This is a genomic window from Halosimplex rubrum, from assembly GCF_013415885.1.
Classification (GTDB): Archaea; Halobacteriota; Halobacteria; order Halobacteriales; family Haloarculaceae; genus Halosimplex; species Halosimplex rubrum.
Genome location: NZ_CP058910.1, coordinates 1,990,793 through 2,016,368 on the forward strand (window position 1 = coordinate 1,990,793; position 25,576 = coordinate 2,016,368).

Consider the following 25,576-nt stretch of genomic DNA (forward strand, 5'->3'; position numbering starts at 1 on the left):
GGGACCCGAGAGGCGTCGTCGGGGAGCGAACCGAGACCGCCAAGCAGGCCGGTCGGTCTATCGGGAGGCGCTCGACGTGCTGCTGACCGAAGTCGTCGTCATCCTCCCGCTCGTTGCGACGGTCTACATCCTCAAGGCCGCGCTGGGCTTCATCGCCGGCGCGCTCCGGCCGTTCATCAAGTTCCTCCAGTCGGCCGGTCTCATCGAGGGCGTCAAACAGGTCGGGTTCGTCGACCTGCTGATCACCGTCGGGATCTACAGCAACGTCGTCGACTTCCTCACGACCATCATCGCGGTCATGATCCTCACGGCTATCGTCGTCAGCGTCGGACTGCTCGCCCGTTTCCGCTACGGCGAGCGGGTGATCGACTACTTCGACTACTTCGTCGGCAACATCCCCGGCGCCGGCTCGATCTATCAGAGCTTCCGGCAGATGGGCGAAGTGGTGCTGGAGAGCGGCGTCGAGAACTTCCAGTCGGTGAAACTCGTCGAGTTCCCCTTCGACGACGTGTACGTCATCGGCTTCGAGACCAGCCGCTCGGCGCCCGCGGTGATGTCCTCCGCCGGCAACGGGGACATGGTCACGCTCTTTCTCCCGCTGGCTCCCAACCCCGTGATGGGCGGCTTCCTCACCCACATCCCGCGCGGCCAGGTCAACGACGTGGACATGACCGTCGAGGAGGCGGTCCAGATCATCATCACCAGCGGTATCGCGACCGAAGACGTCGAGAGCGGGGAGTTTCGCGAACTGGACCCGGGCGAACGCTCGGAGCTGGGCGACGCGACCGTCGCCGGGACGAGAATCCCTCCTCCGGCCGCTCGTGGGCCGCGCGCCGTGACCCGACCGTCCGCGACGCGATCGGTGCCGCCGTCCGGTGACACGGGTGTCACCGGTCGCTTTTGCCGCTGCGGCCGCAACCGGGGAGCATGAACGACGCCGAGCCCGACGCTGGCACCGACGCCGAGACCGCCCGGCCGATCGGGATCTACTCCGACTACGTCTGCCCGTTCTGCTACCTCGGCCGGGCCGCCCTGTCGCAGTACCAGGCCGAGCGCGACGAACCCCTGGAGATCGACTGGTACCCCTTCGACCTGCGGGCGGACAAGCGCCGGCCCGACGGCTCTATCGACCACGCCGTCGACGACGGCAAGGACGCGGACTACTTCGAGCAGGCGAGGGAGAACGTCGAACGCCTCCAGGAGGAGTACGGCGTCGAGATGAGCCTCGCCCTCTCCCGGGAGGTCGACTCGCTGCCCGCGCAGGTCGCCTCCTACTACGTCAAGGAGTCGTACCCCTACGAGCGGTGGCTCGCCTTCGACGAAGCGATCCTCGACGCGCTCTGGAAAGACGAGCGGGACATCGGCGACGCGGACGTGCTCGCGGACCTCGCCGGCGATGTCGACCTCGATTCCGAGGAGATCCGCGACGTGCTCGACGACGAGGAGTGGCGCGACGCGGTCACCGAGCGGTTCGACGCGGCCCGCCGCGAGGGCGTGACTGGCGTCCCGACGTTCACCTACGGCGAGTACGCCGCCCGCGGCGCCGTCCCACCGGAGCACCTCCGGCGGCTGGTCGAGGGGCGCTGAGCGGGGTCGACCGACGGGATCTGAGTGGAGCCGACCGACGGGAGCCGAGCGGGACCGACCGACGGACGACCTCGTCCCCGGGCCCGCCAGTACTTACTACCGGGGGCCCGGAGACGGTGGTAATGCCCGTCAGGGAGCACGCGTCGAGACACGACCGGATCGCCGAGCTGCCGCTGGTGACCGAGTCGGCGACGGTCGTCGAGCGGGAGGCGATGGACCGCGACCGGACGGAGGAGGTCCGTAGGGCCGTCGACCACTGGTTCGAGCGGGAGGGGCTGGCCGACCGCTACGAGAGCGTCACCGACTACGACGACTGGGGAACGCTCGTCGAGGAGCTGCGCGCCGACGGCTACTCGGGGTTCGCGCGCCGCTGTGCGACGCTGCTGGAGCGATTCGAGCGACCCCACCCGATGCTCGTTCGGGTCGCGCTCGAACCCGACGACACCTTCGAATATCTGGCCGGCCAGTACGTCGGCCTGCGCTACTGCGGGGAGTCCCGAGCCTACTCGCTGGCGAGTTCGCCCACCCGCGACAGGGTCGAGATCTGCGTCCGACGCGTCCCGGGCGGGGATCTGTCGCCGCGGCTCTGTCGCGACCTCGCGGTCGGCGACGAGGTGACGATGCGGGGGCCGCGGGGCGAACTCGTCCTCGACGAGCCCTCCGATCGGGATCTCGTCTTCATGGCGACCGGGACCGGCGTCGCGCCGCTGAAGGGCATGATCGACTACGTCTTCGACACCGGCGCCGACGAGGTCGACGGCGAGCGCCGGGACGTGTGGCTGTTCCTCGGCTCCGCCTGGGAGGACGACCTGCCCTACCGCGAGGCGTTTCGCGCGTACGGCCGCGAGCGCGAGAACTTCCACTTCGTCCCCTGTCTCAGCCGCGAGTCCTATCTCAGCGAGTGGGCGGGCGAGACCGACTACGTCCAGCACGCCTTCGTCAAACACGTCGACGAATCTGCCGTGAGCGCACCGCTCGGCCGGGAACTGGAGCGGTGGCTCGACGAGGCGCCCGCCTCCGGGGTCGAGGCGCGTATCGACCCCGGGAGCGCCGAGGTGTACGCCTGCGGGATCAACGTGATGGTCAACAGCCTCGTCGACGCCGCCGAGTCCGTCGGCGTGCCCGGTCGGTACATCGAGGCCGAGGGGTTCGGGTGAGTCGGTGTCGGCAGGTGCGGCGCGCGGTCACCGAAACATTCGTGTGACCGAGCCGAGAGATGTCGGTATGGCGACCGCCCTCTCCAGCCCTCTCAGCCAACGGGTCCGCCGCGTCGACGTGCTCGCGTACGTCTTCGGTCTCATGGGGATCCTGTACGTCGGCGAGTTCGCGGTCGCGGTTCTCACCGCCGGCGCGACGACCTACGAGGCCGGCATGGCCGCCCTCGGCGGGTTCGCGCTCCTCGGGGCCGTCCAGATGTACCGGAACCCGGGCACCCTCCGGAACGGTCTCGAACCCGCTCCCGCGTATCTGTACGTCCTTCCCGTCGTCTCGACCGGGGCGTCTCTCGTTCTGGTCGTCGGCTGGGTTGCGACCCTCGCGTAGCCCGTCGGCCGGGCGGCGACTCTCGCGCTGGGCCACCGTTTCCGAGTCCGAACGCGTGTAGTCCGTTTTATAAGCTCGCCGGTAGAATCGTGGATCGATGGCAGCCGGTCAGGATCCCGAGGAATCGGGGGTGATCTCGTTGCTCGACGACGAGTACGCCCGCGAGATCCTGGTCGAGTCGAGCCGCGAGGCGCTGTCGGCCTCGGCGCTGGCCGAGCGCTGCGACGCCTCGGAGCCGACGGTCTACCGGCGCATCGAACAGCTCCGCGAGTACGACCTCGTCGTCGAACAGCAGCAGCTGGACCCCGACGGCCACCACTACAAGACGTATCGGACACGCGTCGAGCGCGTCACCGTCGAGATCGAGGACGGCGAGTACACGATCGACGTGTCCCGGCGCGAGGTGGACGCGGCCGACCGGTTCACGCGGCTGTTCGAGGGACTCACAGAACCATGATACCCGCGACCTCCCCTCCCGCACTCGTTCCCGCCCCGGACCTCGCTCTGCAGGTCTCGGCGACCGGCGGGTCCGCGGTGCTCGCGGCGCTGGCCCTGCTGAGCCTGGCGGTCGCCGCCGGCCTGTCGCTGCTGATCGCCTACGAGGCGCTGAAGGGCTACCGCGGCACCCGCGACCGGGCGATGCTGTTCCTGGCGGTCGGGATCGTCCTCCTGACCGGCGGGCCCATCGCCCTGCGCATCGCCCTCCCGACGCTCACCGACACGCCCGAGTCCGTCCGGCTGCTCTCGACGACCGTCAGCGAACTGCTCGGCCTCGGCTGCATCCTCTACGCCATCTACGGACGACCATGACCGGACGCACCCCTCACCCCCACGAGCGCGACTCCGACGCCGGCCGCGGCGCCACTCCCAGCGCCCCGGCTCCCCGAGCCCGCGGCCCGAATCAGGAGGTGACGCGATGAGCGATCCGTTCGCTGGGGTCGCGCAGCCGGCGCTCGCACCCCTCCAGGGCGCGGTGAGCGTCACGCCGGCGACGTTCACCGGGGCGCTGACCGCCGCGGTCGGCCTGTTCGTCGCCTACCAGGCCTACCGCGGCTACCGGCGCAACGACAGCCGCCCGATGCTGTTCCTCGGGATCGGCATCTTCCTCGTAACCGTCGCCCCGTTCGTCGTCACGACGCTGCTGGTCTCCGTGTTGCTCGCCAGCGACGCCGCCGGCATCCTCGCGTGGGCGACCCTCGAGATCGTCGGTCTCGGGTCGATCCTCTACGCGCTCACGGGCGCGTGACTCGGGCCCCGGAGGAGTCCGTCCGTCGGAATCGGGGAGTGAGTCGACGGGAGGGGTCGCCCTCGCGGCGGTACGGTCAGTTTTACTACGCCGGCGGGCGAGGCGTCGACAATGAGCCGACTGGTCTCCGACCTCCGGTTCTCGGCCGGACCGCGCGCCCTCCTCCGGCGGTTCCTCGGCGTCCCCCTCCGCCCCCAGACGTACGCGAACCTGCTGTACCTCTCGGCGCTGTTCCCGTTGGGGATCACGTACGTGATACTGCTCCCGCTCGGTTTCGGACTCGGGATCGGGCTGTCGGTGATACTCGTCGGCCTCCCCCTGTTCGTCGCGACGCTGCTGGGCGTCCGGGAGCTGACCGCGCTCGAACGATACGCGGCCGACCGACTGCTCGTCGCCGACGCGCCCGCCGGCGACGCCGAGGTGCCGCCGCTAACCGAACCGGTCGCCCACCTGAAACACGCGCTCACGACCCTCTCGACGTGGAAGGGCGTCGCCTTCCTCCTGAGCAAGGTCTTCGTCGGGACCGCCGCGTTCACGCTGCTGGTCGTCCTCGGAACGCTCTCGCTGTCCCTGCTGCTCGTGCCGCTGTACTACCGGTCGGTCAACGTCGGCGTCCGCCCGGTCTCCGGGGAGATGAACGTCGCGCCCTCGGTCGAGTTCGCGCTCCAGACCTGGGAGATCGGGCTCACGATCCCCTTCCGGCTGACGACGTGGTACGTCACGACGCTGCCGGAGGCGCTGGCCGTCTCGGCGTTCGGGCTGGTCGCGACGCTGGTCTCGCTGCACGTCTGCAACTTCGCCGCGCGGGCCGCCGGCTGGTACGCGTCGCTGCTGGTCGGGGGGACCGACCGGTCGGCGATCCGTCGGACCCTCGACGCGTAGCGCGGTAACCGCCGGACCCCCCGAATCGCTCGACGGCCCCCGGGCCTTATTTACTTGCACCGCCTACGGTGTGGGTAACATCCCGATGAGCCACCTCCTGGCGGACCCGACTGTCGCCCTCGTCGTCGGCGGATCCGCCGACGACCGGGACCGCGTCCGCACCGCTATATCCGACGGCGACGGCGGAACCGTCGCCGGCGTCGTCGTGGACCGCGCCGACCTGGCTGAGACGCTCTCCGAGCGGGACGACGCCGGCTGTATCGTCGCCGTCGACATCGGCGAAGCCGAGTTCGAGGACGTGTACGAGACCGCCAGGGCGGACGGCGACCGCTTGCCGGTCGTCGTCTACGCGGACGGCGAGGCGGTCGCGGCGGTCGTCGCGGAGCGGGCCGACTGCCGGTACCTGCCGCGGTCGGCCTCGCCCGCGACGCTCGCTCGCGTCGTCGACGACGCGGTCGCCACCTTCCGGGAACGGCGACAGACGGCGGCGGACAGCGCCGTCTTCCGGACGCTTCTCGAGGACGGACAGATGACGATGTTCGCCAAGGACGACGAGGGCCGCTACGTCCGGATGGCGGACGTGCCGCACACACCCGGCCCGGAGGCGTTCATCGGCAACACCGACCCGGAGGCGTTCGACCACCGCACGGACGCCGACCGGGAAGCCTACGAGGACGACCTGCGCGTCGCCGAGACCGGCGACCCGATCCGGGGCCAGATCGAGCACTTCGAGACGCAGGGCGGCGACTACTGGTCCGAGGTGACGAAACTCCCCTGGCGCGACGACGACGGCCGCGTGCTGGGGGTGGTCGGGTACGCGATCGACGTGACCGACCGGATGCAGCTCCAGCACCGGCTGGAGGAGCAACAGCGGCGATTCGACCAGTTCGCCAGCTACGTCTCTCACGACCTGCGGACGCCTCTGCAGATATCGGTCGGTGCCCTCGAACGCGCCCGGGAGGGCCACGAGTCCGCGTTCGACCGGATCGAGCGGGCCAACGAGCGCATCGAGGAGATCCTCGAGGACCTCAGCGCGCTCTCGAAGGGCGACCGCTCGGTCGACCTCTCCGAGGAGGTGCTCGACGTGCTCGACGTGGGCGTGTCGTCGACGGCGCTGGGCCCGCTCGTCGAGCAGGTCTGGAGCGTCCACGGGACCGACGAGGCGACGCTCGACGTGGCGGTCCCCGAGGGGACGGAGATCATCGCCGAGACGGAGTCGGTCCGGCCGCTGGTCGAGAACCTGCTGAAGAACGCGCTGGACCACGCCGGCCCCGACGTGACCGTCCGCGTCGGGACGACCGATCGGGGCTTCTACGTCGAGGACGACGGCCCCGGTATCCCCGAGGCGGAGCGCGAGAAGGTCCTCGAAGCCGGGTACACGACGGCCGAGGACGGCACCGGGACCGGGCTGGCGATCGTCACCGAGACCGTCGACCAGCAGGGCTGGGACATCGACATCGGCGAGAGCGAGACCGGCGGGTCGCCGGGCGCGCGCTTCGAGTTCGACGAGTGTCCGGTCGTCGTCCCCGAACCGGTCGAACCGACCGACCCGGTCGCGCTCACCGAGAGCGTCGACGTGGGCGAGGTGTCCGTCCCCGGGTCCGCCGAGACCGGCACGTCCGATCGGTCCTGGCGGGTCGTCGGCAACGGCCGGGACATCTGGCACGACATCGACGAGTTCCACTTCCGCCACGGAGAGGTCAGCGGCCCCGTTAGGATCCAGGGGCGGCTGGCCGACCTGGAGTCCGTCCACGAGTACAGCAAAGCGGGACTGATGGTCAGGGACACCCTCGCCGAGGACGCCGCGTTCGCGTTCGTCGGTGCGACGGCCGACCACGGGACCGAGACGATGTGGCGCGACGAGGTCGGCGCCGCCGCCGGGAGCGACCAGTTCGAGGAGCCGTACGACGCCTATCCGTGGTACCGGCTCGACGCCGTCGACGGCACGGTGACGCTGTCGTCGTCGACCGACGGACGGGAGTGGCAACCCATCGACCAGCGCCGGATCGACCTCGCCGACCCGGTGGTCGTCGGCCTCGCCGTCTGCAGCCACAGCGTCGACGAGACCAGCGAGGCCCGCTTCGAGGACGTGACTGTGACGGAACTCGACCCCGTCGACTGAGTTCGACCGCGCCGACGGCGAGACGCGGTCGGGTCGCTGTACCGTCGACCGACGGGTCAGTCGCCGTCCGCGACGAACGCCTGCACTTCCTCGACGGCGAGGACCCCGTCTTCGCGCGTCGCGGCCAAGGCACCGTCGACGAACAGGAGGAGTTTCGGGACGCTCCGTACGTCGTACTCGTCGACCAGTTCCGGATCGTCGCGGGGGTTCATCGTCGCGACGACCGCTTCGGTCGAGCGGGCGACCGCGCTCAGGACCGGTTCCATCGCCGCGCACTTCCCGCAGCCCTCCGTGTGGAACTCGACGAGGACCCGGTCGTGACTCGCGACCAGGTCGTCCAGTTCGGCCCGGGTCGACGGCGTGACCGGCCGGTCGTGTGTCGCAGCCATGAACGGGGAAACGGGACCGAGCGGTGTAAGCCTCTCGACGGAGCCAACCGAGATCCCGCATCGGATCGACCGGGCCGAACTGAGCAGCGGTCGCGAGGCGAAAGCCAACCCGCTCGCGGGAGGGGTGAAGCCGACTCCGGATACCGTCGAGTTTCCCCACCCAAAGTCACTTTCTCCGGGCGCCCGTACCGTCGGGCGTCATGGTCGCACTCGACTCCGAGGAGGACGCGCTCGACCGCGGCGACGCCGCACCGGCCTTCGAACTACCGGGCGTCGACGGCGAGACCCACGCCCTCGACGACTTCGCCGACAACGAGGCGCTGCTGGTCGTGTTCACCTGTAACCACTGCCCGTACGCCCAGGCGAAGTTCGACGAACTGAACGCGCTGGCCGCGGCGTACGACGACGCCGCGGTCGTCGGGATCAACCCCAACGACGCCGAGGAGTACCCCGAGGACTCCTTCGAGAAGATGGTCGAGTACGTCGAGAGCGGGCGGGTCCAGTACGACGCCTACCTGCGCGACGAGAGCCAGGAAGTCGCCGCCGAGTACGGCGCCGCCTGCACGCCGGACCCGTTCCTGTTCGCCCGCGAGGACGGCGAGTTCCGCCTGGCGTACCACGGCCGGCTCGACGACGCGACGAACCCCGACGACGAGCCCACCGAGCGGGAGATGAAGGAACTCGTCGACCGCGTGCTCGCGGGCGAGGAAATCGACGACGAGTTCAAACCCAGCCGGGGCTGCTCGATCAAGTGGACCGAGGAGTAGGCGGAACTCGTCGTCTTTCGCGCGGTCTCAGGACAGTTCGAGCGGCGCGGCGGCGTAGCGGATCTCGCAGCGGCCGTCGTCAACGTGCGTCGAGGTCAGCTGCAGCAGTTCCGAGCCGTCGGCCGAGGGAAGCAGCGGCGTCGTCCAGCCGACGGTCCCGTGGCCGGTGTCGAACTCGTCGGCGAACGACAGCGGCGCCGCCACCGGTTCCCAGTCGGCGAACTCCGCGAAGTCGGTCGTCGCCAGGAGCGTCCGACCGCTCCCGGGCGCCTGGCCGCCGTCTTCGGTCCGGAGCGTCTTCGCCGACGCGACGACGGCCCCGTCGGGACCGCCCGACTCGTCGGCCTCGTCGAGACCGCCCGCGGGCGTCCACGTGACGTACGGTCCGTTCGTGAGCCGGTGGCCCTCGGCGGTCTCGACGGCCGACCCGAGGGCTTCGGGGTCGCCCCAGTCCCGACCGTCGGGCGAGGTCTTGACGAAGAGGGCGCCCTCGTGGGTCGGCCCGACGACCTCGAACGTGAGCACGTAGCGGCCGTCCGGCAGGCGCGTGACGACGGGCATCCCCGGTCGGTCCGCGCCGTTGGGGACGGCCGCGTCGAACACCTCCTCGTCCCAGGTCCGGCCGCCGTCGACCGAGCGCCGGTGGCCGACGAGCTGGTCGTACCCCTCCTCGCGGTGGCGCTCGTCCGCGAAGTAACAGACGAGTTCGCGGTCGGCGTCCAGCGCGAGTTCGGGTTCCCAGACGGGCGTCTCGTCGGCCTGCGGGACGGCGCGACCGCCCGCGGCGACCGTGCTGACGTACGACCACGAGCGGCCGCCGTCCTCGCTCGCGTACACGTCGATCTTCGTCCGCGAGCGGTCGTCGGGGATCGAGTTGCCGGCGGCGAGCACCGTGCCCGCATCCCACGGGCCGACGGCCTCCGGGAGTTCGAACAGGACCGGCTGGTAGCGCAGCCCCCAGCCGTTCTCGGTGTCCCGTATCGCCGAGAACGCGTCCCACGTCTCGCCGCCGTCCGTACTGCGGTATATCGGGAAGTACGGCCGATCCGCCGGGACGGCCCCGTCGAACTCGTCGGCGAACGGGTCGGCGCAGTCGGGGTCGGCGCTCGCGTAGTGCTCGAAGGTCGCCAGCAGCGTCTCGCCGTCGGCGTCGTCGTGCAGCAATCGCTCGACGCGCGGGTACATGGCTCCCGCGCCCGGCGCGTCCGCCGGCGGCGTGTACAGCGCGTCTCCGTCGCGTGATCGACTCATACCGGCTCGTCCGCCGCCGGCCACATAGAGCCGGGTGATCCGGAGCGGAAAGCTACAAAGGAGTCCGCCGCGGGAGTCGACGTATGGGAACCGCGAACTACGATTTCTCCGACGAGACAGTCATCGTGACCGGCGGCACCTCGGGCATTGGCCGCGAGGTCGCGCTGCGCTACGGCGAGGCGGGCGCGACCGTCGTCGTCGCCGACCTGCGCGAGGAACCGAAAGAGGACGACGTCTCGGCGCCGACGCACGAGGCCATCGAGGACGCCGGCGGCGACGCGACCTTCGTCGAGACGGACGTGTCCGACCCCGAGCAGGTCGGGTCGGTCGTCGAGGGCGCCCGCGACCTGGGCGGCGTCGACGTGATGGTCAACAACGCCGGCATCTATCGCGAGGCCGCCCTGACCGAGACCGACGCCGACGCCTTCGACCAGGTGATGGCGATCAACGTCCGCGGCGTCTTCGCCGGCTGTCGCGCTGCCGCCCGCGACATGCTCGACCGCGGCGTCTCCGGGAACATCGTCAACACCGCCTCGATCAGCTCCGAGTACGCCCAGCTGGGCCACACGATGTACGACGCATCCAAGGGCGCGGTGATGATGATCACCCGCGTCGCCGCGCTGGAACTCGCCCGCCACGACATCCGCGTCAACGCCGTCGCACCGGGCATCATCCGCACCACCTTCGGCCAGGGCAACCCCGACTACGACCGCGATATCGGCGACGGGTTCCTGCTCTCGGACGCCGACCTCCCGGACCTGCGCGACCAGGAGATTGAACCCACCATCCCGATGGGCCGGATGGCGACCCCCGACGAAGTCGCCGGCGCCTACCTCTTCCTCGCCTCCGAGGACGCCTCCTACGTCAACGGCCACCTGCTGTACGTCGACGGCGGCTATCAGATCATCTGAGGACCGTCTTTTTCGCTCGGGGGTTTCCTCGCTCGCTTCGCTCACGGCTCACTTCGTTCGCCGTTCGCATCGAGGTGCTCCCGTCGGTCGCACCTCGCACCGCTCCCTGCGGGGAACCCGGCCGGCAAAAACATGGGTGAAAAAGCGCGGCTCGTTCGCTTCGCTCACTCGCCGCGAAGAACCGCGCGCCGCAGGCGCGCGGATGCTCAGTTGCCTGCGAGGTCCGCCGTCACCACATTTCCGCCCCGCTTACAGGTCGAGTTCGACGCGCCGGCCGCTCTCGGCGGATTCGTAGAGCGCCTCGATGGTGTGCATGTCGACCATGCTGTGTTCGCCGTCGGGTTCGGGGTCGAGCCCGCGCTGGAGGTAGTTGGCGAAGTAGTCGAACTCCTCGCGCATCTGGTCGACCGGTTCCGGTCGGTACTCGCCCTCGATGCCCGGGCCGGACACCCGCAGCACCTTCCGGGTGTTCGGGAAGAACAGCCCCTCGATGGTCAACTCGCCCTCGGTACCGACGAACCGGAGGCTGGAGGTCACCGTCGCGCTGTGGGAGACCGTACACGAGGCGAGCTTGCCGTCGGAGAACTCAAGCTGGAACGCTCCGTGCTCGTCGGTTCCCTCGTAGGCCGGCTGTTCGGACTCCGCGCGGGCGTAGACCGCCTGGGGGTCCTCCTCCAGGATGAACCGGATGGTGTTGGTCGGGTAGATCCCGATGTCGTTGAGCGTCGTCCCGCCGGCCAGGTCGGGGTCGAACCGCCAGCTGTCCTCGCCGACGGCGTCGAGGATGTTGTCTGACATGTGCCCGACTATCGAGACGACATCGCCGATGGCGCCGTCCTGGATCAGTTCTCGGGCGCGACGGGCGGCCGGTTCGGTCTGGAGCCGGTAGGCGACCATCAGCGGCACGTCCGCCTCGCGACAGGCGTCGACGGTCGCACGGGCGTCCTCGACGGTCGCCTCCAGGGGCTTCTCACAGAGGACCGCCTTGTCGTGTTCGGCCGCCGCCTCGACGTTGCCGCGATGGAGGCCGTTCGGCGTGCAGATGTACACCGCGTCGTAGGCGTCGGTCGCCGCGCCGTCGGCCCACTCGTCGTAGGTGAGCGTCGCCTCGATCCCATCCATGTCGGCCGCCACGTCTTCGGCCTTCTCCGTGCTGGAACTGACCAGCGCCGTCGTCGTGCAGTAGTCGGCGTCTTCGACGGCGGGGATCGCCTGCTCGCGCGTCCACCACCCGAGTCCGACCATGGCGAACCGGATCGGGTCGGCGTCGGTCGGCTCCTCCCAGTCGCGGGCACTGAAGCTGTCGAGATCGACTTCCATGCGCGAGGGTTCCTGCCCGCAATAGATAATATTCACGCACGAGATGCCACCGCTGCTACACTCACAGGGGCGACGGAACACTGCCCGACGGACCGGAGCCACAACAGCAAAGTGGAGACCCGCGGATTCCCCGGTATGAAGGCGACAGCGAAGGCCCACCCGATCCAGGGGCTGGTCAAGTACCACGGGATGCGCGACGAGGAGCTGCGCCACCCCTACCACGACTCCATCAGCCTCTGCACCGCGCCGAGCCACACGAAGACGACAGTCGAGTTCGACCCCGAACTCGACGAGGACGAGTACGTCGTCGACGGCGACCCCGTCGAGGGGAGCGGCGCCGACCGCATCCGCACCGTCGTCGACGAGGTGCGCGACCGCGCGGGCGTCGACCACCGCGTCCGCTTCGTCTCCGAGAACTCCTTCCCGACGAACATCGGCTTCGGCTCCTCCGCCTCCGGGTTCGCGGCGGCGGCGATGGCCCTCTCGGAGGCCGCGGGGCTGGACCTCTCGCGGCCGGAGGTATCGGCGATCGCCCGCCGCGGGTCCGCCTCGGCCGCCCGCGCCGTCACGGGCGCCTACTCGCACCTCCGGACGGGCACCGACGACGAGGACTGCCGCTCCGAGCGCATCGAGGTCGCCGACGAGCTGGAAGACGACGTGCGTGTCGTCGCCGGGATGGTCCCCAGCTACAAGGAGACCGACTCCGCCCACGCCGAAGCCGCCGAGAGCCACATGTTCGAGGGGCGGATGGCTCACATCCACGGCCAGATCGCGAAGATGCGCGGCGAACTCCGCGAGGGCGACTTCGACGCCGCCTTCGAGCGCGCGGAACACGACTCGCTGTCGCTGGCGGCGACGACGATGACCGGGCCCTCCGGGTGGGTGTACTGGCAACCGCGGACCATCGAGATCTTCAACGCCGTCCGCGAACTGCGCGAGGAAGGCGTCCCCGTCTACTTCTCCGTCGACACCGGCGCCAGCACCTACGTCAACACCACCGCCGAACACGTCGACCGCGTCGAGGAGGCCGTCGCCGACTGCGGCGTCGACACCCGCGTCTGGGAGGTCGGCGGTCCCGCCGAAGTTCTGGACGAGAGCGAGGCGCTGTTCTGAGTCGTCGGGGATTCACTCCGCCCCGTCGTCTTCGCTCGCCCGGACCGACAGCACGGGAACGGAGACGTTGCGCATCGTCCGTTCGGTCGTGCTCCCCAGCAGCACTCGGTCGAGACCGGTGTGGCCGTGGGTGCCCATGGTCACGAAGTCGACGTCCTCCTCGTCGACGTAGTCGACCAGCATCGACCCGGGCGACCCCTCGCCGACGTCGGTGACCGCGTCGAGCCCCTCGGCGCGGGCGCGCTCGGCGACGCGTTCGGTCGCCTCCTCGCCGTTCTCGATCATGGGTTGCAGTAGGTCGCTGCCGACGGTGCCCGCCGTTCCCGCTCCGCCGGCGCCGGCCGCGACGCCCGCGCCGCCCGCGACCGCGCTCACGTCGACGACGTTGACCGCGTGGACCGTCGCGTCGAAGGCCTCGGCGACGGCGATCCCGTGGTCGACGGCGGCCTCGGCCGCGTCGCTCCCGTCGGTCGGTACCAGCACGTCGTCGTACCCGAGTGGCGACTCGTCGTCGGTCGCCTCCGCATCGCCGGCCGTCGACTCCTCGCCGGCCGCCGACTCGCCCTCGTCGCTCCTGACCGTGACGACCGGAGCCGGCGACTCGCGGACGACCTGCGCGCTCGTGCTGCCGGTGAGCACGCGGTCGATGGCCGACCGGCCGTGCGTCCCGAGGACGACGAGGTCGTGGTCGGCGGCGCGGTCGACGATGGTCTCGGCGGGATCACCTTCGACGACGGTCCCGTCGACGGGAACGTCGCCCGCCCGCTCGGTCACGCCGTCGACGGACCGCCGTGCCTCGGTCTCCAGTCGGTCGAGGAACTCGTCGTCGACGCCGCCGGCGTCGAACGGCCCCGCCGCTTGCGCCGCGTCGACGACGCCGAGCGCCGTCACGGACGCGTCGAACGCCGCGGCCAGCGCGAGCGCGTGGTCGGCGGCCAGGTCGGCCGTCGCACTCCCGTCGGTCGGCGCGAGGATGGACTCGTACATACGCCCGGTTGGGTCGCGAGCCGTTTCAATGACAGGTGGGCGCCGACGCGCCGAGCGTGCCCGTCGAACCGCTCCCGGCTCAGACCGCGTCGCGGCCGTCGAGACTGGCCGTCAGTTGCTGGTGGGTCTCCAGACCGACGTCGAACCGCCGGAGGATCTGCGACTGGTGGTCCGGACAGGCGGTGAGGACGACCATCCCGTCCTCGACGGAGACCATCGGACGGCTCGTGTCGTAGCGGGCGTTCCGGCAGGCGGGGCAGGCGACCCCGCCGGCCGGGTAGTGGTCGAGCACGCGGGCGGAGTCCTCGGTCGTCAGCCCGCAGATCGTCGAGAAGCGGTCCAGGTGCGTCTCGCAGCTCCTGACCGGGATCGTGAGGTGGTCGAGCAACAGGAAGGAGACGGTCCGGTCGCTCTCGTCGTCGATCACCGACTGGCAGGCCTCGCAGTCGACGACCGACCGTTCGCCGCGACCGTCCGGTTCCGACCACGGGAGCTCCTCGTCCGGCATCTACCCCGATCGGAGTCCTCCAGACGGGTAAGTGGTCGGTTGCCGGAATCGGTCCGGCGGGTCGGGTCGAACTCACTCGGAGTCGGGGTGGACGGCCAGCACCGGCACGGACGACCGGGAGAGGATCCGTTCGGTCGTGCTCCCGAGGAGGACGCGGTCGATCCCGGTCCGGCCGTGGGTCCCCATCGTCACGAGGTCGACGCTCGCCTCGCCGACGTAGTCGAGCAGGTCGGCGCCCGGGAAACCGTGTTCGACGGCCGTCACCGCGTCGAGCCCCTCGGCGCGGGCGCGCTCGGCGACGGCCTCGACGGCCGCCTCGCCGGCCTCGGTGTAGCGTTCGAGCTGGCTGGTCGGCGGTTCGACGCCGGAGCCGGCGGCCATCCCGCTCAGGTCGACGACGTGGACGGCGTGGACGGTCGCGTCGAAGGCGTCTGCGACGGCGAGCCCGTGGTCGACGGCCGCCTCGGCCGCGTCGCTGCCGTCCGTGGGCACCAGTACGTCGTCGTAGTCGGTGACGAGGTCGGCGTCGGTCTCACGGGCGGTCAGGACCGGTCGCGTCGTCCGCCTGACGACGTAGCGCGCGACGCTCCCGAAGACGAGCCGCGAGAGCCCGCGCCGGCCGTGGGTCCCCATCGCGATGGCGTCGAACTCGCCCTCGTCGGCGTACTCGACGATAGCCTTCGCCGGGTCGCCGTCGACGACGGCCGTCTCCACCGGCACGCGGTCGTCCGCCAGCGCCGCCGTGTCCTCGACCGCCGACTCGGACGTTCCCCGGACGCGCTCGCGGAACTCGTCGTCGATGCCGCCGGCGCTGAACGCCCCGGCCGCCCGGTTCAGGTCCGCGACGCCGAGTACCGTCACGGTCGCGCCGAACGCCTCGGCCAGCGAGACGGCGTGGCGGGCCGCTCGCTCGGCGTGTGCGCTGCCGTCGGTCGGCACCAGGATCGTCTCGTACATAGGTGACAGTTCGATCCGGTGGTATTTGAAACCGAGTGACGGTTCCCGGCGGACGGGGACCGGTCGTCACGCTGGGGGCCGCCGTCAGTGGGCTTTTCTCGATTCGGCCCGCAGTCCCGGCATGCGCGTCGCCGTCTTCGGCGCCGGATACGCCGGCCTGACACTCGCCCGCAAGCTCGAATCGTCGCTCCCCGAGGCGGTGGACCTCGTCGTCGTCGACGAGGACGCCAGCCACCTCGTCCAGCACGAACTCCACCGCGTCGTCCGGCGACCGAACCTGGCCGAGGAGATCGTCGTCGACCTCGACGACGTGCTGGAGCGCGCGACCGTCCGCGAGGCGACCGTCACCGACATCGACACCGACGCGGGCGTCGCCGCGCTCGACGAGGGCGGGGACGGCGAGGGCGGCGGAGACAGCGGGGACGGGACCGCGGAGCTGTCCTACGACGTGGGCGCAGTCTGTCTCGGCGCCGAGACCAACTACTACGACTTGCCCGGCCTCGCGGACCACACGACGCCGCTCAAGCGACTGGCCGACGCCGAGGCGGTCCGCTCGGACTTCCTCGACGCCGTCGACGCCGGGACGGGCGACGACCCCGCTCGCGTCGTCGTCGGCGGCGCGGGGCTGTCGGGCGTGCAGGTCGCCGGCGAACTCGCCGCGCTCGCCCGCGACGAGGGCGCCCGCGACGAGGGCGCCCGCGACGCCGTCGAGGTCGTGCTGCTCGAACAGGAGGACAGCGTCGCGCCGAACTTCCCCGAGAACTTCCAGCGCGCGGTCCGCGAGGAACTCGACGCCCGCGACGTGCGCGTCGAAACGGGTCGCGCCGTCGCGAGCGCGGACGAGGAGACCATCAGCTTCGCCGACGGCGCGACGGAGGACTACGACGTGTTCGTCTGGACGGGCGGCATCCGCGGCCCGGACGCCCTCCGCGGCGAGCGCCCGGTCGTCCGCGGGGACCTGCGCTACGAGGACGGCACCTTCGTCGTCGGCGACGCCGGCCGGGTCGTCGACACCGACGGCGAGGCCGTCCCCGCCAGCGCCCAGGCGGCCATCCGCGAGGCCGGCGTCGCCGCGGACAACATCGAACGGCTGGTCGACCACGAACTGTCCGGCGAGGGCGGCTTCGAACCCCGCCTCGACGGCTACCGCTTCGACTCGCTGGGCTGGCTCGTCAGCATCGGCGACGGCGCCATCGCGCAGGTCGGCCCCAAAGTGCTGCGCGGCCGGTCGGCCAAGGCGCTGAAGACCACCGTCGGCGCCGGCTACCTCTCCAGCGTCGGCGCCGTCGAGAACGCGGCCGACCTCGTGCGGGAGGAGGTGGGGTGGCCCGACGAGGAATCGGCGCCGGACTCCCCCGGAGCAGACGATTCCGGCCGGATCGAGAAGTGACTGAGGCGCGAACGGACGGGTAGTGTTCGGTACAGAGGAACTACTGAACACTTGTTCCAACGATTCACACGAGCCGAAACAGCGCAATACACCGGTTCCAGTCCGAAGTCTCAGGGCTCGGAACGCTGATTCCTGCTGTGTACGTCCCTGCATCTACAGTCGCCCTCTCGTTGATAGCGTCTACAACCTCTTCAAACGTCCACGAATGAGTCTTTCCGGGAGCGAGTGTGAGTCGCCCGTCACCGGCTGTGCGTTTCTTAATCGGGTTCAATCCTGCAGATTTCCTTTTCATGATAGATCATTGATATGGGTTAAACTCCAGTTCGGCCGATGAGTTGTTGTAAAGCGTCAGGTCAACTGTCCCCGTTGATACGTCCACGGTCGTGTCCGATGGGAGGAGATAGACACTCGCAGTGTCCGTATCAACAGTATGCGAGCAGACAGCGGGGTTTGGAGCGGAATCATGTGGTGGACAATCGAACTCTGAAAGCGGAGTCGATGTAGGTATCACCCCATTCGGTGAGTCGGTGGTTCGGTTTTCCGACCCTGTACCACCGCCTGAACAGCCCGTAAATCCGGCCATTGCTGCAGCGATGGCGGCTAACAATCCTCTACGTTTCATACTCAATACCAATCTCTTAGATACAAAATACTATGCGAGACTAAACGAACCGTTTGAGCGATACGCACATCGAACCGAACGCACTGGAGACGCCCGATACCGTCGACGGAGTCGGGGACGGGAAGCCGATGGATATAACCCGAGCGACCCGCTCTCACACACCCATGGATGCGGCACTGGGTGCGCCGGCGAAGATGGCCGAACGGGAAGACGACCTGACGCCGATGATGGCCCAGTACTTCGAACTCTGCCGGGAGTACGACGACTCGCTCGTGCTCTTTCAGGTGGGCGACTTCTACGAAGCGTTCTGCGAAGCGGCGGAACGGGTGGCTCGCATCTGCGAGATCACGCTGACGAAGCGGGAGGACTCGACGGGGGAGTACGCGATGTCGGGGATCCCGATCGACAACGCCGAGTCGTACATCGAGCGGCTGCTGGAGGCGGGGTATCGGGTCGCCGTGGCCGACCAGGTCGAGGACCCCGACGAAGTGAGCGGCGTCGTCGACCGGGCGGTCACCCGCGTCGTGACGCCGGGGACGCTCACCGAGGACGAACTCTTGCGGAGCGCCGACAACAACTACGTCGCCTGTCTCACCGCGGACGGCCCGGGCGGCGACACCGCGACCCGGGACGCCGGCCGCGCCGGCGGCGGTGCGGGCGCCGAGGGCGACGAGCACGGTCCCTACGGCCTCGCGCTGCTGGACGTGTCGACGGGCGACTGCTACGCGACGGGCGCCGACCGGCTGGACTCGATCGCGGACGAACTCGGGCGGTTCGCGCCCGCGGAGGCCATCGTCGGCCCGGACGCGCCCGCGGACGTGTTCGACGGCGACTGCATGGTCTCGCCGTACGAGCGGACGGCCTTCGACGCCGAGCGGGCGCGCGAGCGGGTCGAAGCGTACTTCGGCGACCTCGGGCTGGCCGACGAAGCCGAGGTCCGGGCCTGCGGCGCCCTGCTGGCCTACGCCGAGTACACCCGCGGCGGCAACCCCGACGCGGGCGATATCGGCGACGACTCGACGGCGGCGGTGGCCGGTCCGGGTGCGACCGCCGGGGGCGACACCGCGGCGGACGACCCGGACGCGAGCGCCGACACCGCGGACGGCACCACCGCGCTCGACTACATCAACGCCCTCACGCGCTACGACCCGCGGGAGTACATGCTGCTGGACCGCGTCGCGCTGGAGAGTCTCGAACTGTTCGACCGGCGGGCGGTTCACGGCGACCGGGCGCTCACCCTCGTCGACGCGCTCGACGAGACGGCCTGCGCGCTCGGCCGGCGGAAGCTCGACGACTGGCTGCGCCGACCCCTCCTGGACGAGGACCGTATCGCCGCCCGTCACGACGCCGTCGCCGAGTTGACCGGCGACGTGACGCTGCGCGAGGAGCTGCACCGCCTGCTCGACGACGTGTACGACATCGAGCGGCTCGTCTCCCGGGTCGCCCGCGGGCGAGCCACCGCGCGGGACCTGCGCTCGCTGCACGACACGCTCGCGGTCGTCCCCGACGTACGAGCGGCTCTGGCTGACGCCGACTCGGCGACGCTGGTCGAGCTGCGCGAACACCTCGACCCCCTCGCCGACGTGCGCGAGTTGGTCGACGAGGCCATCCGGGAGGACCCGGACGCCGACCTCACCGAGGGCGGCATCGTCGAGCCCGACTTCGACGACGAACTGGCCGAGTTGCGGGCCACCGAACGCGAGGGCAAATCGTGGATCGACGACCTGGAGGCGGGCGAGCGCGAGCGGACGGGCATCGACTCGCTGAAGGTCGGCCACACCTCCGTCCACGGCTACTACATCGAGGTGACCGACCCGAACCTCGACGCTGTGCCCGACGACTACCAGCGTCGGCAGACGCTGAAGAACTCAGAGCGGTTCGTCACGCCGGAGCTCAAAGAGCGGGAAGACGAGATCATCCGCGCCGAGGGCCGCGCCGACGACCTCGAGTACGAACTGTTCTGCGAAGTTCGCCGCGACGTTGCAGAGGAGTCCGAGCGCGTGCAGGCGCTGGCCGACCGGCTCGCCCGGCTGGACGTGTTCGTCTCCTTCGCGAGCGTGGCGGCGAAGTTCGACTACACGCGGCCCTGCGTCGGGGCCGACGAGTTCGAAGTGGAAGCCGGACGCCACCCCGTCGTCGAGCGCACGGCGGAGCGGTTCGTCCCCAACGACGCCCACTTCGACGACGAGCACTTCTTCGCCGTGGTCACCGGCCCGAACATGAGCGGCAAGTCGACGTACATGCGCCAGGTGGCGCTCATCTCCGTGCTCGCCCAGGCCGGCAGCTTCGTCCCCGCCGCCGCGGCGCGCCTGCCCGTCGTCGACCGCGTGTTCACCCGCGTCGGCGCCAGCGACGACATCGCCGGCGGCCGCTCGACGTTCATGGTCGAGATGACCGAGCTCGCCGATATCCTTCAGAGCGCCACCGAGGACTCGCTGGTCCTCTTGGACGAGGTGGGTCGCGGCACCAGCACCGCCGACGGTCTCGCCATCGCCCGCGCGGTGACCGAACACGTCCACGACGAGGTGGGCGCGACGACCCTCTTCGCCACCCATCACCACGAGCTGACCGCTATCGCCGACGAGCTGTCGGGCGTGTTCAACCTCCACTTCGAGACCGAGCGCACCGGCGGCGAGGTGGCCTTCGAACACGAGGTCGCCCCCGGCGCCGCCGCCGCCTCCTACGGCATCGAGGTGGCGAAGCTGGCGGGCGTCCCCGCCGAGGTGGTCGACCGCTCGCGCGAGTTGCTCGACGGCAGCGATGCCGGCGAGCGCGGTGAATCCGCGGCCGATGCCGACGGCCACGACCTCGACGGGAACGTCCGCGTGAGCAGCACCGCCGACGGGGGGCCCAGCGGCGGCGACGGCGGTCCGACCTCTGACCTCGAACGGAAACTGGCGGCGCTCGACGTGGCGACGATGACGCCGCTGGAGGCGATGAACGCCCTCGCCGAGTTGAAGGAGTCACTGGACGAGTAGCGGCGAGTCGGTCCGGAGGACGGCGGCCGCTCAGTCGTCGGCGGCCGGCCCGCCGGTCGGCGTCAGCGGCACGAACTCCAGCCCGCGCTCGGCGAGCAGGCGACTGGCGCGGTCGGTGACCGACGGCGCGACGAGGATCCCGCGGATCCGTCGGTCGGCGTGCAGATCCCGCTCCAGCGCGTCGACGTACCGGCCCAGTTGCCCCACGGCGTCGGGGCCGACCCGACGGCGCTTGAGTTCGACGGCGACGGCCCGTTCGTCGGCGTCTTCGCCGTAGATGTCGACAGCGCCGGCGGGCGTCCCCCGCTCGGTCGCCAGCGGGACGAACCCCTCTTCGATCAGCGACGGCTCGTCCAGAATGCGCTGGCGGAGGTCCTCCTCGGTGCCCGAAAGCGAGAGGTCGCGCTCGTCTGTCAGGCCGTAGGCCGACACTTCCAGCACCGCCTCGAAGTCGACCCGGAGGTGTTCCTCGGGCGTCTCGCGGTGGCTCTCGACGACGAGGTGGCCATCCGCCAGGCGGGCCTCGTGGTCACAGTCCGGCGGCTGCCAGTTGACCGGCTGCTGGCCCTCGTCGGTGTGGACCAGCGCCGCGCCGTCGGGTTTGAGCATCACCAGCCGCTCGCCGGGGCCGAGCGTGCTCGACGCGCGGCCCTCGTAGTCGACGGTACAGCGGCCGACGACCGTCACGAGCGCGCCGGTATCGATGGCCTCGGACACGAGGTCCCGTGCTGTCTCGTGGCTCGGCCGCTCGCGCGTCTCCAGCCGGAGTCCGTCCTCGACGGCAGTCACGCCTCTCGATTGGGGGTCGGGGGTGAAAAACCGCGCGACACGGGACGGGTCAGCGCCTCGTGGCGCGCTCACCTCCGTCGATCCACAGGATCGCGTCTCCGTCGGGTGTATCGGGGTGGCGAGCGATCCGAACGGCGAGGTATCGCGTCGCCGCGGGAGCGGGCACCAGGCCGGCGTCGACGGCGTCGCCGAGCACGTCCTTCGCGGTGCGGACGAACCGACGGAGCCGCTCGGCGGCGGCCTCGCCCGGCCAGGGAACGAGCGCCGCCGCGTCGGCTACGGTGGGACCGTCTGCGTCGACGGTGGTGTCGGCGTCGGTGACGTCCCTGGCGACCGCGGTCGCGGCCTCCCGGCCGGTCTCGATGTCCAGCCGGCAGACCAGATACGCCTCGGTTCGGTCGTCGGCGACGACGAACGCCTCGTACTCCCGGGGGTCGAGCGAGTCGAGGAGTTCGTCGACCGACGCGCCCGCGCGGAACGGCTCCGGGTCGACGAGGTCGGGGGGCGCCTCGTCGACCCGGATGAGGTCGACCAGCCGGTCGACGTGCTCGCCGCCCCACTGCGAACGGTGCAGGTCGTACCCGCCAGCGTCGCGTTCGACCGCGACCAGCGTGCGCGCTCCCACGGCGAGGTGGAGTGGTCGCGGACTCCCTCATAAAGTGTCGCACGCGTCGGTCCGGCGGCCGAGCGCGGTCGCCGACGAGCGACCAGCGGTGGGCGCCGACTCAGCCGTCGAACTCGACCAGGCTCTCCAGCGGCACGAGACGGTGCTGGATCTCGGGTTTCGTGTAGCCGGAGGACTCTTCGGAGACGCCCGCGGTGTAGACGGTGACCTTCTGCTGGAGCACGTGCGGTTCCCCGTTGTTGTTCCGGACGACCTCCACCGACCGCCAGGCCTCGTCCTGCATACCCTCACCAGACGGGCCGTCGTTGACATCCTCCCCGCGCTGAAGCGCGAGGATTCCTCCGTTGGGGGTTCGGCTATGCCGATTCCACGGAGGCAACTTGCGGGTTTGTGCGCACTTCTTTGGGACTTTCGTGAGGGTGTGGTTTCCCCGACCAGTCGTGGTCGTCCCACTCGAATCGCACGGGCCGTGCCATCGGCCTGACTTCCGTATCACTGTGTTCTCGAAGGAACGTCTCTGACGCCGTGAGGTCGGCGTGCCCCTCGAAGCCACACGGACACGTCAGCGTATCCCCGTGGCGAACCGTCTCCTCGTGGTCGCCACATTTGGGACACGTCTGACTCGTCCACGCTTCTGACTCGGCTTCAAGGCTGATTCCGTACTCCTCACAGACACACGCGAGACGGTGGATGAACTTCTTGAACGCCCAGAAGTTGTGCGTCTTCTCGTTCACCCTGACCGACCAGTGCGTTTCCAGCACATCGGTCAAATCGCCCACGTACACCGTCGATACGCCCTCCTCGTACAGCCGTTCAACGAGGTCGCGCACTAGCGCGTTCTGTGCGTGGTCACGGCGTTTTGTCCGCTGTCGGTACAGCCGTCGAATCCGTTTGGAACTATAGCGTCTCTCACGTAGTTTCGACTGTAGGCGGGCGATTTCGTCAGTCGTTTCACGGAACCGTCCGAACAACTCCCGACCGTCGTAGAGGTACTGGGAACCAGTAGTCGTGGAACAGGCAACGAGATTGTTTGCGCCAACATCAAGGGCGGCTTCGTGAGAAGCCAGTGGTGAATCCAGTCGAGAATCAGGCACGGTGACTGGTTGAAAAGCCCTGAACGTGTCGCTCACCTCGTCGTACTCAAGTTCCAGACGACCTTGTTCGCCGTCCCACTTCGGGTTGCCTCGGACTCCGAGGCGGAGTCGTTCGTGGTAGCCGAGTCCGTATTCGTCTTTCAGTTCTTGCCCGACGGGGATTTCGAGACGCGACCGCTTGCCCCACTGAATCGTGTACTGGTTGCACCGAATATAGGTACGGAGTTCGTGTCCGTCCTCTTCGTTGCCCCAGTACGACGGTGGGTTAGCGCCCTCGCCTTTCTCTTTGAGGGCGAAGAACGACCGCCACGCTTCGCTGTTCTTGCGTGTGACCTGTTGGACGGTTGCGCTTCCGACGACGCCGTTGTAGCGTCCACGGTATTCGGAAGTGTCCCACACGTCGCCGTCACCGAAGTAGTTCTGACGGCGTTCGTAGGTCAGTTCGTTCCACAGAGAGGCGGACGCATCGAGTAGCCGTAGAAGGCACTCTTTGTCGTTTTCGGTCTGTGGCACCACCTCGAAGGTGTTGACTCGCTTCATTCGTCGCCACCTTCCTGTTCAGCGATGTATCGTTCAACAGCGTCTTTCGAGGTGCTTCCTGCTGTCCCGACATAGTAGGAACGAGTCCACTTCACGCGGTCGTCGTACCGCTGATTGTACTTCCGCGCCGAGATGCCCTTGACCCAGTTGACGATGAGTGAGGGGGCGTTCTTGGGTGGACTCCCGATGAATAGGTGTACGTGGTCAGGCATGACCTCGGACTCGGCCAGTTCGAGGTCTTTGTCCTCACAGATTTCCGCAAAGATGGTTTCGAGACGTTCCTTTGTCTTCCCCGTCAAGTGCGAACGCCGATATTTCGGCACGAACACTATGTGGTAGTAGAGTTCGTATTTCGCGTGACGGGTACTCTTTACCATCTATGTATACTATTGTGACCGAATGGCTTAACGATTGCGTTGGAACCCCGTCTATGCCGTAGTCGGTGGTTGAATACTATTGGTTGGCTTCATCCCCGCGCTGAAGCGCGAGGCTTTCGCCTTGAATTTCCGTAAATCGCTTTGGCGCCGAGCGGTCGTCCCCTGCCGACCCTGTCACTCCGCCGGCGGGCGTAGCGTGAGTCGCCGAAGCTCCCGGCCGGCGTCGTAGAACGCTCGCGCGAGTGTCTCCTCGTCGGCGAGGGCGCCCTCGCCGACCGTCCGGACGGGGACCGTCGCCTCCAGCGGAGCGGTCCCGAACGGATACGGGGCGACCCGGTACTCGCCGTCAGCGACCCGCGTCGGCGAGAGCGTCGCGTCGTCCCCGTCGGTCGTCGGGACGGCCCCGATCTCGCCGTAGCCGGGAGGCGTATCCGTGATACAGAACGACAGCGAGAGGGCGTCCCACGCCTGCAGCCGTCGGTAGTCCGCCCACAGGCGACCGTCGTATCCCTCGGGAACTCGCCTCGCGTGGTGGAGCGACCGCAGGAGGTCGCGGTCCGCGACCGTCACGGGGGCCGGCCCGTCGCGCTCGCCGTGGAGGAGCGCCCCGAGCAGGCGTCGCTGGCGCTCCGCCTCGCGGTCGACGAACTCGCGGTACTCCGGGGGCGTCTCGGGCCACTCCGGCGAGAGGCCGTACCGCCGGTTTCGCAGGCCGGCGCCGTGCATGGAGACGAGCAGACCGGCGTAGGCGTCCATCCCGGCGACGGCGTCGATCCCTTCGTCGTAGAGGCCGATCCACGGCTCGGCGGGCATCTCGCGGAAGTCGACCGGCTCGCCGTCGGTGAGGTGCGGGCGGCGGTCGTAGGCCCGCCAGCCCGTGTCGTGAGCGTACGCCGCGAGCGCGAGCGAGTCGAAGGGGTCGGGGCGGTCGACCGACTCGCCTCCCCAGGCGTCGGCGAACTGGCCCGCGAGGGCGGCGTGGTCGGGCTGGGTGACGAACTGATAGCCGTCGGCCGTCTCGGCGACGATCACGCGTCGAGTTGGGGCGGCGCGGTGAAAGGGGCGTCGGCGGCGGACGCGTCGGTCACCGCACGCCGGAGGCGTCCGCCGTTACCGGTCGCGGTGCCTGTAGTACGACGCCAGCCGCACCGGTATCGCGACCAGGAAGGCGACGAGCGCCGAGAGGACCGTCCAGCCGGGGAACAGCCGGAAGACGGCTTGCATCCCCACGATGAACGCGAAGAGCACGACGAGCCGGCGGCGGTAGTTCGCGGCCCAGAACGACCGCGCCCGCTCGCTCTCGACGGAGAGGACGACGATGGCGGTCCCGACGACCCCGCCGATCAGCGCCGATCCGGCGACGGTCGCCGGCGCCGGGTCGACCGCGACGAACAGCGGTTCGAAGACGGCGAGCGATCCGAAGACGAGGACGCCGGCGACCATCCAGCCGAGGTCGACGAGCGCCCCGTTCACCGATCCGGGTTCGGTCCGGTCCTCTGGGAGGGCGGCCATGCTGTCGGTCGTTCGAATACTCGACGGAAAACCGTTCGCATCGACTGCAGAAACGGAGAGAACGGAA

General features: G+C 69.4%; 27 protein-coding genes. 14 read left to right on the top strand and 13 right to left on the bottom strand.

Annotated elements, in window-relative coordinates; all coding sequences use genetic code 11:
• Positions 1-76 precede the first annotated feature (76 nt).
• From HZS55_RS09885 to HZS55_RS09925, 9 genes are all read left to right on the top strand, one after another.
• Positions 77-931 carry a DUF502 domain-containing protein gene (locus HZS55_RS09885; RefSeq protein WP_179911512.1) on the top strand — a complete coding sequence of 285 codons (855 nt, stop codon included), beginning with the start codon at positions 77-79 and terminating at the stop codon, positions 929-931.
• Positions 928-1,587: a DsbA family oxidoreductase gene (locus HZS55_RS09890; protein WP_179911513.1), complete on the top strand. Its 660-nt coding sequence runs from the start codon at positions 928-930 to the stop codon at positions 1,585-1,587. The genes HZS55_RS09885 and HZS55_RS09890 overlap by 4 nt, the downstream gene beginning before the upstream one ends.
• Before the next feature lie 122 nt (positions 1,588-1,709).
• Complete coding sequence (locus HZS55_RS09895) at positions 1,710-2,744, top strand: ferredoxin--NADP reductase (RefSeq protein ID WP_179911514.1); 1,035 nt, start codon at positions 1,710-1,712, stop codon at positions 2,742-2,744.
• A 67-nt stretch (positions 2,745-2,811) separates the two neighbouring features.
• Positions 2,812-3,129, top strand: a complete 318-nt coding sequence (locus HZS55_RS09900; protein WP_179911515.1) for a hypothetical protein — start codon at positions 2,812-2,814, stop codon at positions 3,127-3,129.
• Between the two features lie 97 nt (positions 3,130-3,226).
• Positions 3,227-3,586, top strand: a complete 360-nt coding sequence (locus HZS55_RS09905) for a winged helix-turn-helix domain-containing protein (RefSeq protein ID WP_179911516.1) — start codon at positions 3,227-3,229, stop codon at positions 3,584-3,586.
• Positions 3,583-3,939, top strand: a complete 357-nt coding sequence (locus tag HZS55_RS09910) for a DUF7521 family protein (protein ID WP_179911517.1) — start codon at positions 3,583-3,585, stop codon at positions 3,937-3,939. Before HZS55_RS09905 ends, HZS55_RS09910 begins: the two co-directional genes overlap by 4 nt.
• A 106-nt stretch (positions 3,940-4,045) precedes the next feature.
• Complete coding sequence (locus HZS55_RS09915) at positions 4,046-4,375, top strand: DUF7521 family protein (protein ID WP_218927295.1); 330 nt, start codon at positions 4,046-4,048, stop codon at positions 4,373-4,375.
• Between the two features lie 111 nt (positions 4,376-4,486).
• The gene (locus tag HZS55_RS09920; protein WP_179911518.1) at positions 4,487-5,257 is read left to right on the top strand and encodes a sensor domain-containing protein; all 771 of its coding nucleotides are present in this window, start codon (positions 4,487-4,489) and stop codon (positions 5,255-5,257) included.
• Between the two features lie 85 nt (positions 5,258-5,342).
• A complete protein-coding gene (locus HZS55_RS09925; protein ID WP_179911519.1) occupies positions 5,343-7,379 on the top strand; it encodes an ATP-binding protein in 2,037 nt (678 codons plus the stop codon).
• A 56-nt stretch (positions 7,380-7,435) separates the two neighbouring features.
• Here HZS55_RS09925 and HZS55_RS09930 read toward each other — a convergent pair whose 3' ends face one another.
• A complete protein-coding gene (locus HZS55_RS09930; RefSeq protein ID WP_179911520.1) occupies positions 7,436-7,768 on the bottom strand; it encodes a thioredoxin family protein in 333 nt (110 codons plus the stop codon).
• Positions 7,769-7,968: 200 nt separating this feature from the next.
• On the opposite strand from HZS55_RS09930, the gene HZS55_RS09935 reads away from it, so the two are divergent.
• The gene (locus HZS55_RS09935; RefSeq protein ID WP_179911521.1) at positions 7,969-8,535 is read left to right on the top strand and encodes a thioredoxin family protein; all 567 of its coding nucleotides are present in this window, start codon (positions 7,969-7,971) and stop codon (positions 8,533-8,535) included.
• Positions 8,536-8,562: 27 nt separating this feature from the next.
• Here the strand turns inward: HZS55_RS09935 and HZS55_RS09940 are convergent, their stop codons facing one another.
• Positions 8,563-9,786: a sialidase family protein gene (locus tag HZS55_RS09940; protein ID WP_179911522.1), complete on the bottom strand. Its 1,224-nt coding sequence runs from the start codon at positions 9,784-9,786 to the stop codon at positions 8,563-8,565.
• An 83-nt stretch (positions 9,787-9,869) separates the two neighbouring features.
• Here HZS55_RS09940 and HZS55_RS09945 point away from each other — a divergent pair, with 83 nt between their 5' ends.
• Complete coding sequence (locus HZS55_RS09945) at positions 9,870-10,697, top strand: SDR family NAD(P)-dependent oxidoreductase (RefSeq protein WP_179911523.1); 828 nt, start codon at positions 9,870-9,872, stop codon at positions 10,695-10,697.
• Between the two features lie 249 nt (positions 10,698-10,946).
• On the opposite strand, the gene gfo6 is transcribed toward HZS55_RS09945, so the two are convergent.
• Positions 10,947-12,017, bottom strand: a complete 1,071-nt coding sequence (gfo6, locus tag HZS55_RS09950) for a D-xylose 1-dehydrogenase Gfo6 (RefSeq protein ID WP_179911524.1) — start codon at positions 12,015-12,017, stop codon at positions 10,947-10,949.
• 135 nt (positions 12,018-12,152) lie between these two features.
• Between gfo6 and mvaD the strand changes: the two genes are divergently transcribed.
• Complete coding sequence (mvaD, locus tag HZS55_RS09955; RefSeq protein WP_179911525.1) at positions 12,153-13,130, top strand: phosphomevalonate decarboxylase MvaD; 978 nt, start codon at positions 12,153-12,155, stop codon at positions 13,128-13,130.
• Positions 13,131-13,142: 12 nt separating this feature from the next.
• Here the strand turns inward: mvaD and HZS55_RS09960 are convergent, their stop codons facing one another.
• The 3 genes from HZS55_RS09960 to HZS55_RS09970 form a co-directional block, all read right to left on the bottom strand.
• On the bottom strand, positions 13,143-14,117 hold the full coding sequence (locus HZS55_RS09960) for a universal stress protein (protein WP_179911526.1): 975 nt from the start codon (positions 14,115-14,117) through the stop codon (positions 13,143-13,145).
• A 79-nt stretch (positions 14,118-14,196) separates the two neighbouring features.
• On the bottom strand, positions 14,197-14,625 hold the full coding sequence (locus tag HZS55_RS09965; RefSeq protein ID WP_179911527.1) for a hypothetical protein: 429 nt from the start codon (positions 14,623-14,625) through the stop codon (positions 14,197-14,199).
• A 72-nt stretch (positions 14,626-14,697) separates the two neighbouring features.
• Positions 14,698-15,582 (bottom strand): universal stress protein, encoded by an 885-nt coding sequence (locus HZS55_RS09970; protein ID WP_179911528.1) that lies wholly within the window; start codon positions 15,580-15,582, stop codon positions 14,698-14,700.
• A 121-nt stretch (positions 15,583-15,703) separates the two neighbouring features.
• Between HZS55_RS09970 and HZS55_RS09975 the strand changes: the two genes are divergently transcribed.
• The gene (locus HZS55_RS09975) at positions 15,704-16,972 is read left to right on the top strand and encodes an NAD(P)/FAD-dependent oxidoreductase (RefSeq protein ID WP_179911529.1); all 1,269 of its coding nucleotides are present in this window, start codon (positions 15,704-15,706) and stop codon (positions 16,970-16,972) included.
• Positions 16,973-17,758: 786 nt separating this feature from the next.
• Positions 17,759-20,572, top strand: coding sequence for a DNA mismatch repair protein MutS (gene mutS, locus HZS55_RS09980; RefSeq protein WP_179911530.1), 2,814 nt, complete (start codon positions 17,759-17,761; stop codon positions 20,570-20,572).
• A gap of 30 nt (positions 20,573-20,602) precedes the next feature.
• Here mutS and nucS read toward each other — a convergent pair whose 3' ends face one another.
• The 7 genes from nucS to HZS55_RS10015 form a co-directional block, all read right to left on the bottom strand.
• Positions 20,603-21,361 carry an endonuclease NucS gene (gene nucS, locus HZS55_RS09985; RefSeq protein WP_179911531.1) on the bottom strand — a complete coding sequence of 253 codons (759 nt, stop codon included), beginning with the start codon at positions 21,359-21,361 and terminating at the stop codon, positions 20,603-20,605.
• A 49-nt stretch (positions 21,362-21,410) separates the two neighbouring features.
• Positions 21,411-21,986: a DUF6735 family protein gene (locus HZS55_RS09990; RefSeq protein WP_179911532.1), complete on the bottom strand. Its 576-nt coding sequence runs from the start codon at positions 21,984-21,986 to the stop codon at positions 21,411-21,413.
• A gap of 100 nt (positions 21,987-22,086) precedes the next feature.
• Positions 22,087-22,269 carry a hypothetical protein gene (locus HZS55_RS09995; protein WP_179911533.1) on the bottom strand — a complete coding sequence of 61 codons (183 nt, stop codon included), beginning with the start codon at positions 22,267-22,269 and terminating at the stop codon, positions 22,087-22,089.
• 73 nt (positions 22,270-22,342) lie between these two features.
• Entirely contained in the window at positions 22,343-23,620 is a 1,278-nt protein-coding gene (locus HZS55_RS10000; RefSeq protein WP_179909834.1) for an RNA-guided endonuclease InsQ/TnpB family protein, read from the bottom strand.
• Positions 23,617-23,997: an IS200/IS605 family transposase gene (tnpA, locus tag HZS55_RS10005; protein WP_179909835.1), complete on the bottom strand. Its 381-nt coding sequence runs from the start codon at positions 23,995-23,997 to the stop codon at positions 23,617-23,619. The genes HZS55_RS10000 and tnpA overlap by 4 nt, the downstream gene beginning before the upstream one ends.
• A 174-nt stretch (positions 23,998-24,171) precedes the next feature.
• Positions 24,172-25,029 carry a DUF3891 family protein gene (locus HZS55_RS10010; protein ID WP_179911534.1) on the bottom strand — a complete coding sequence of 286 codons (858 nt, stop codon included), beginning with the start codon at positions 25,027-25,029 and terminating at the stop codon, positions 24,172-24,174.
• Positions 25,030-25,107: 78 nt separating this feature from the next.
• Entirely contained in the window at positions 25,108-25,509 is a 402-nt protein-coding gene (locus HZS55_RS10015) for a hypothetical protein (protein ID WP_179911535.1), read from the bottom strand.
• Between the last annotated feature and the right edge of the window lie 67 nt (positions 25,510-25,576).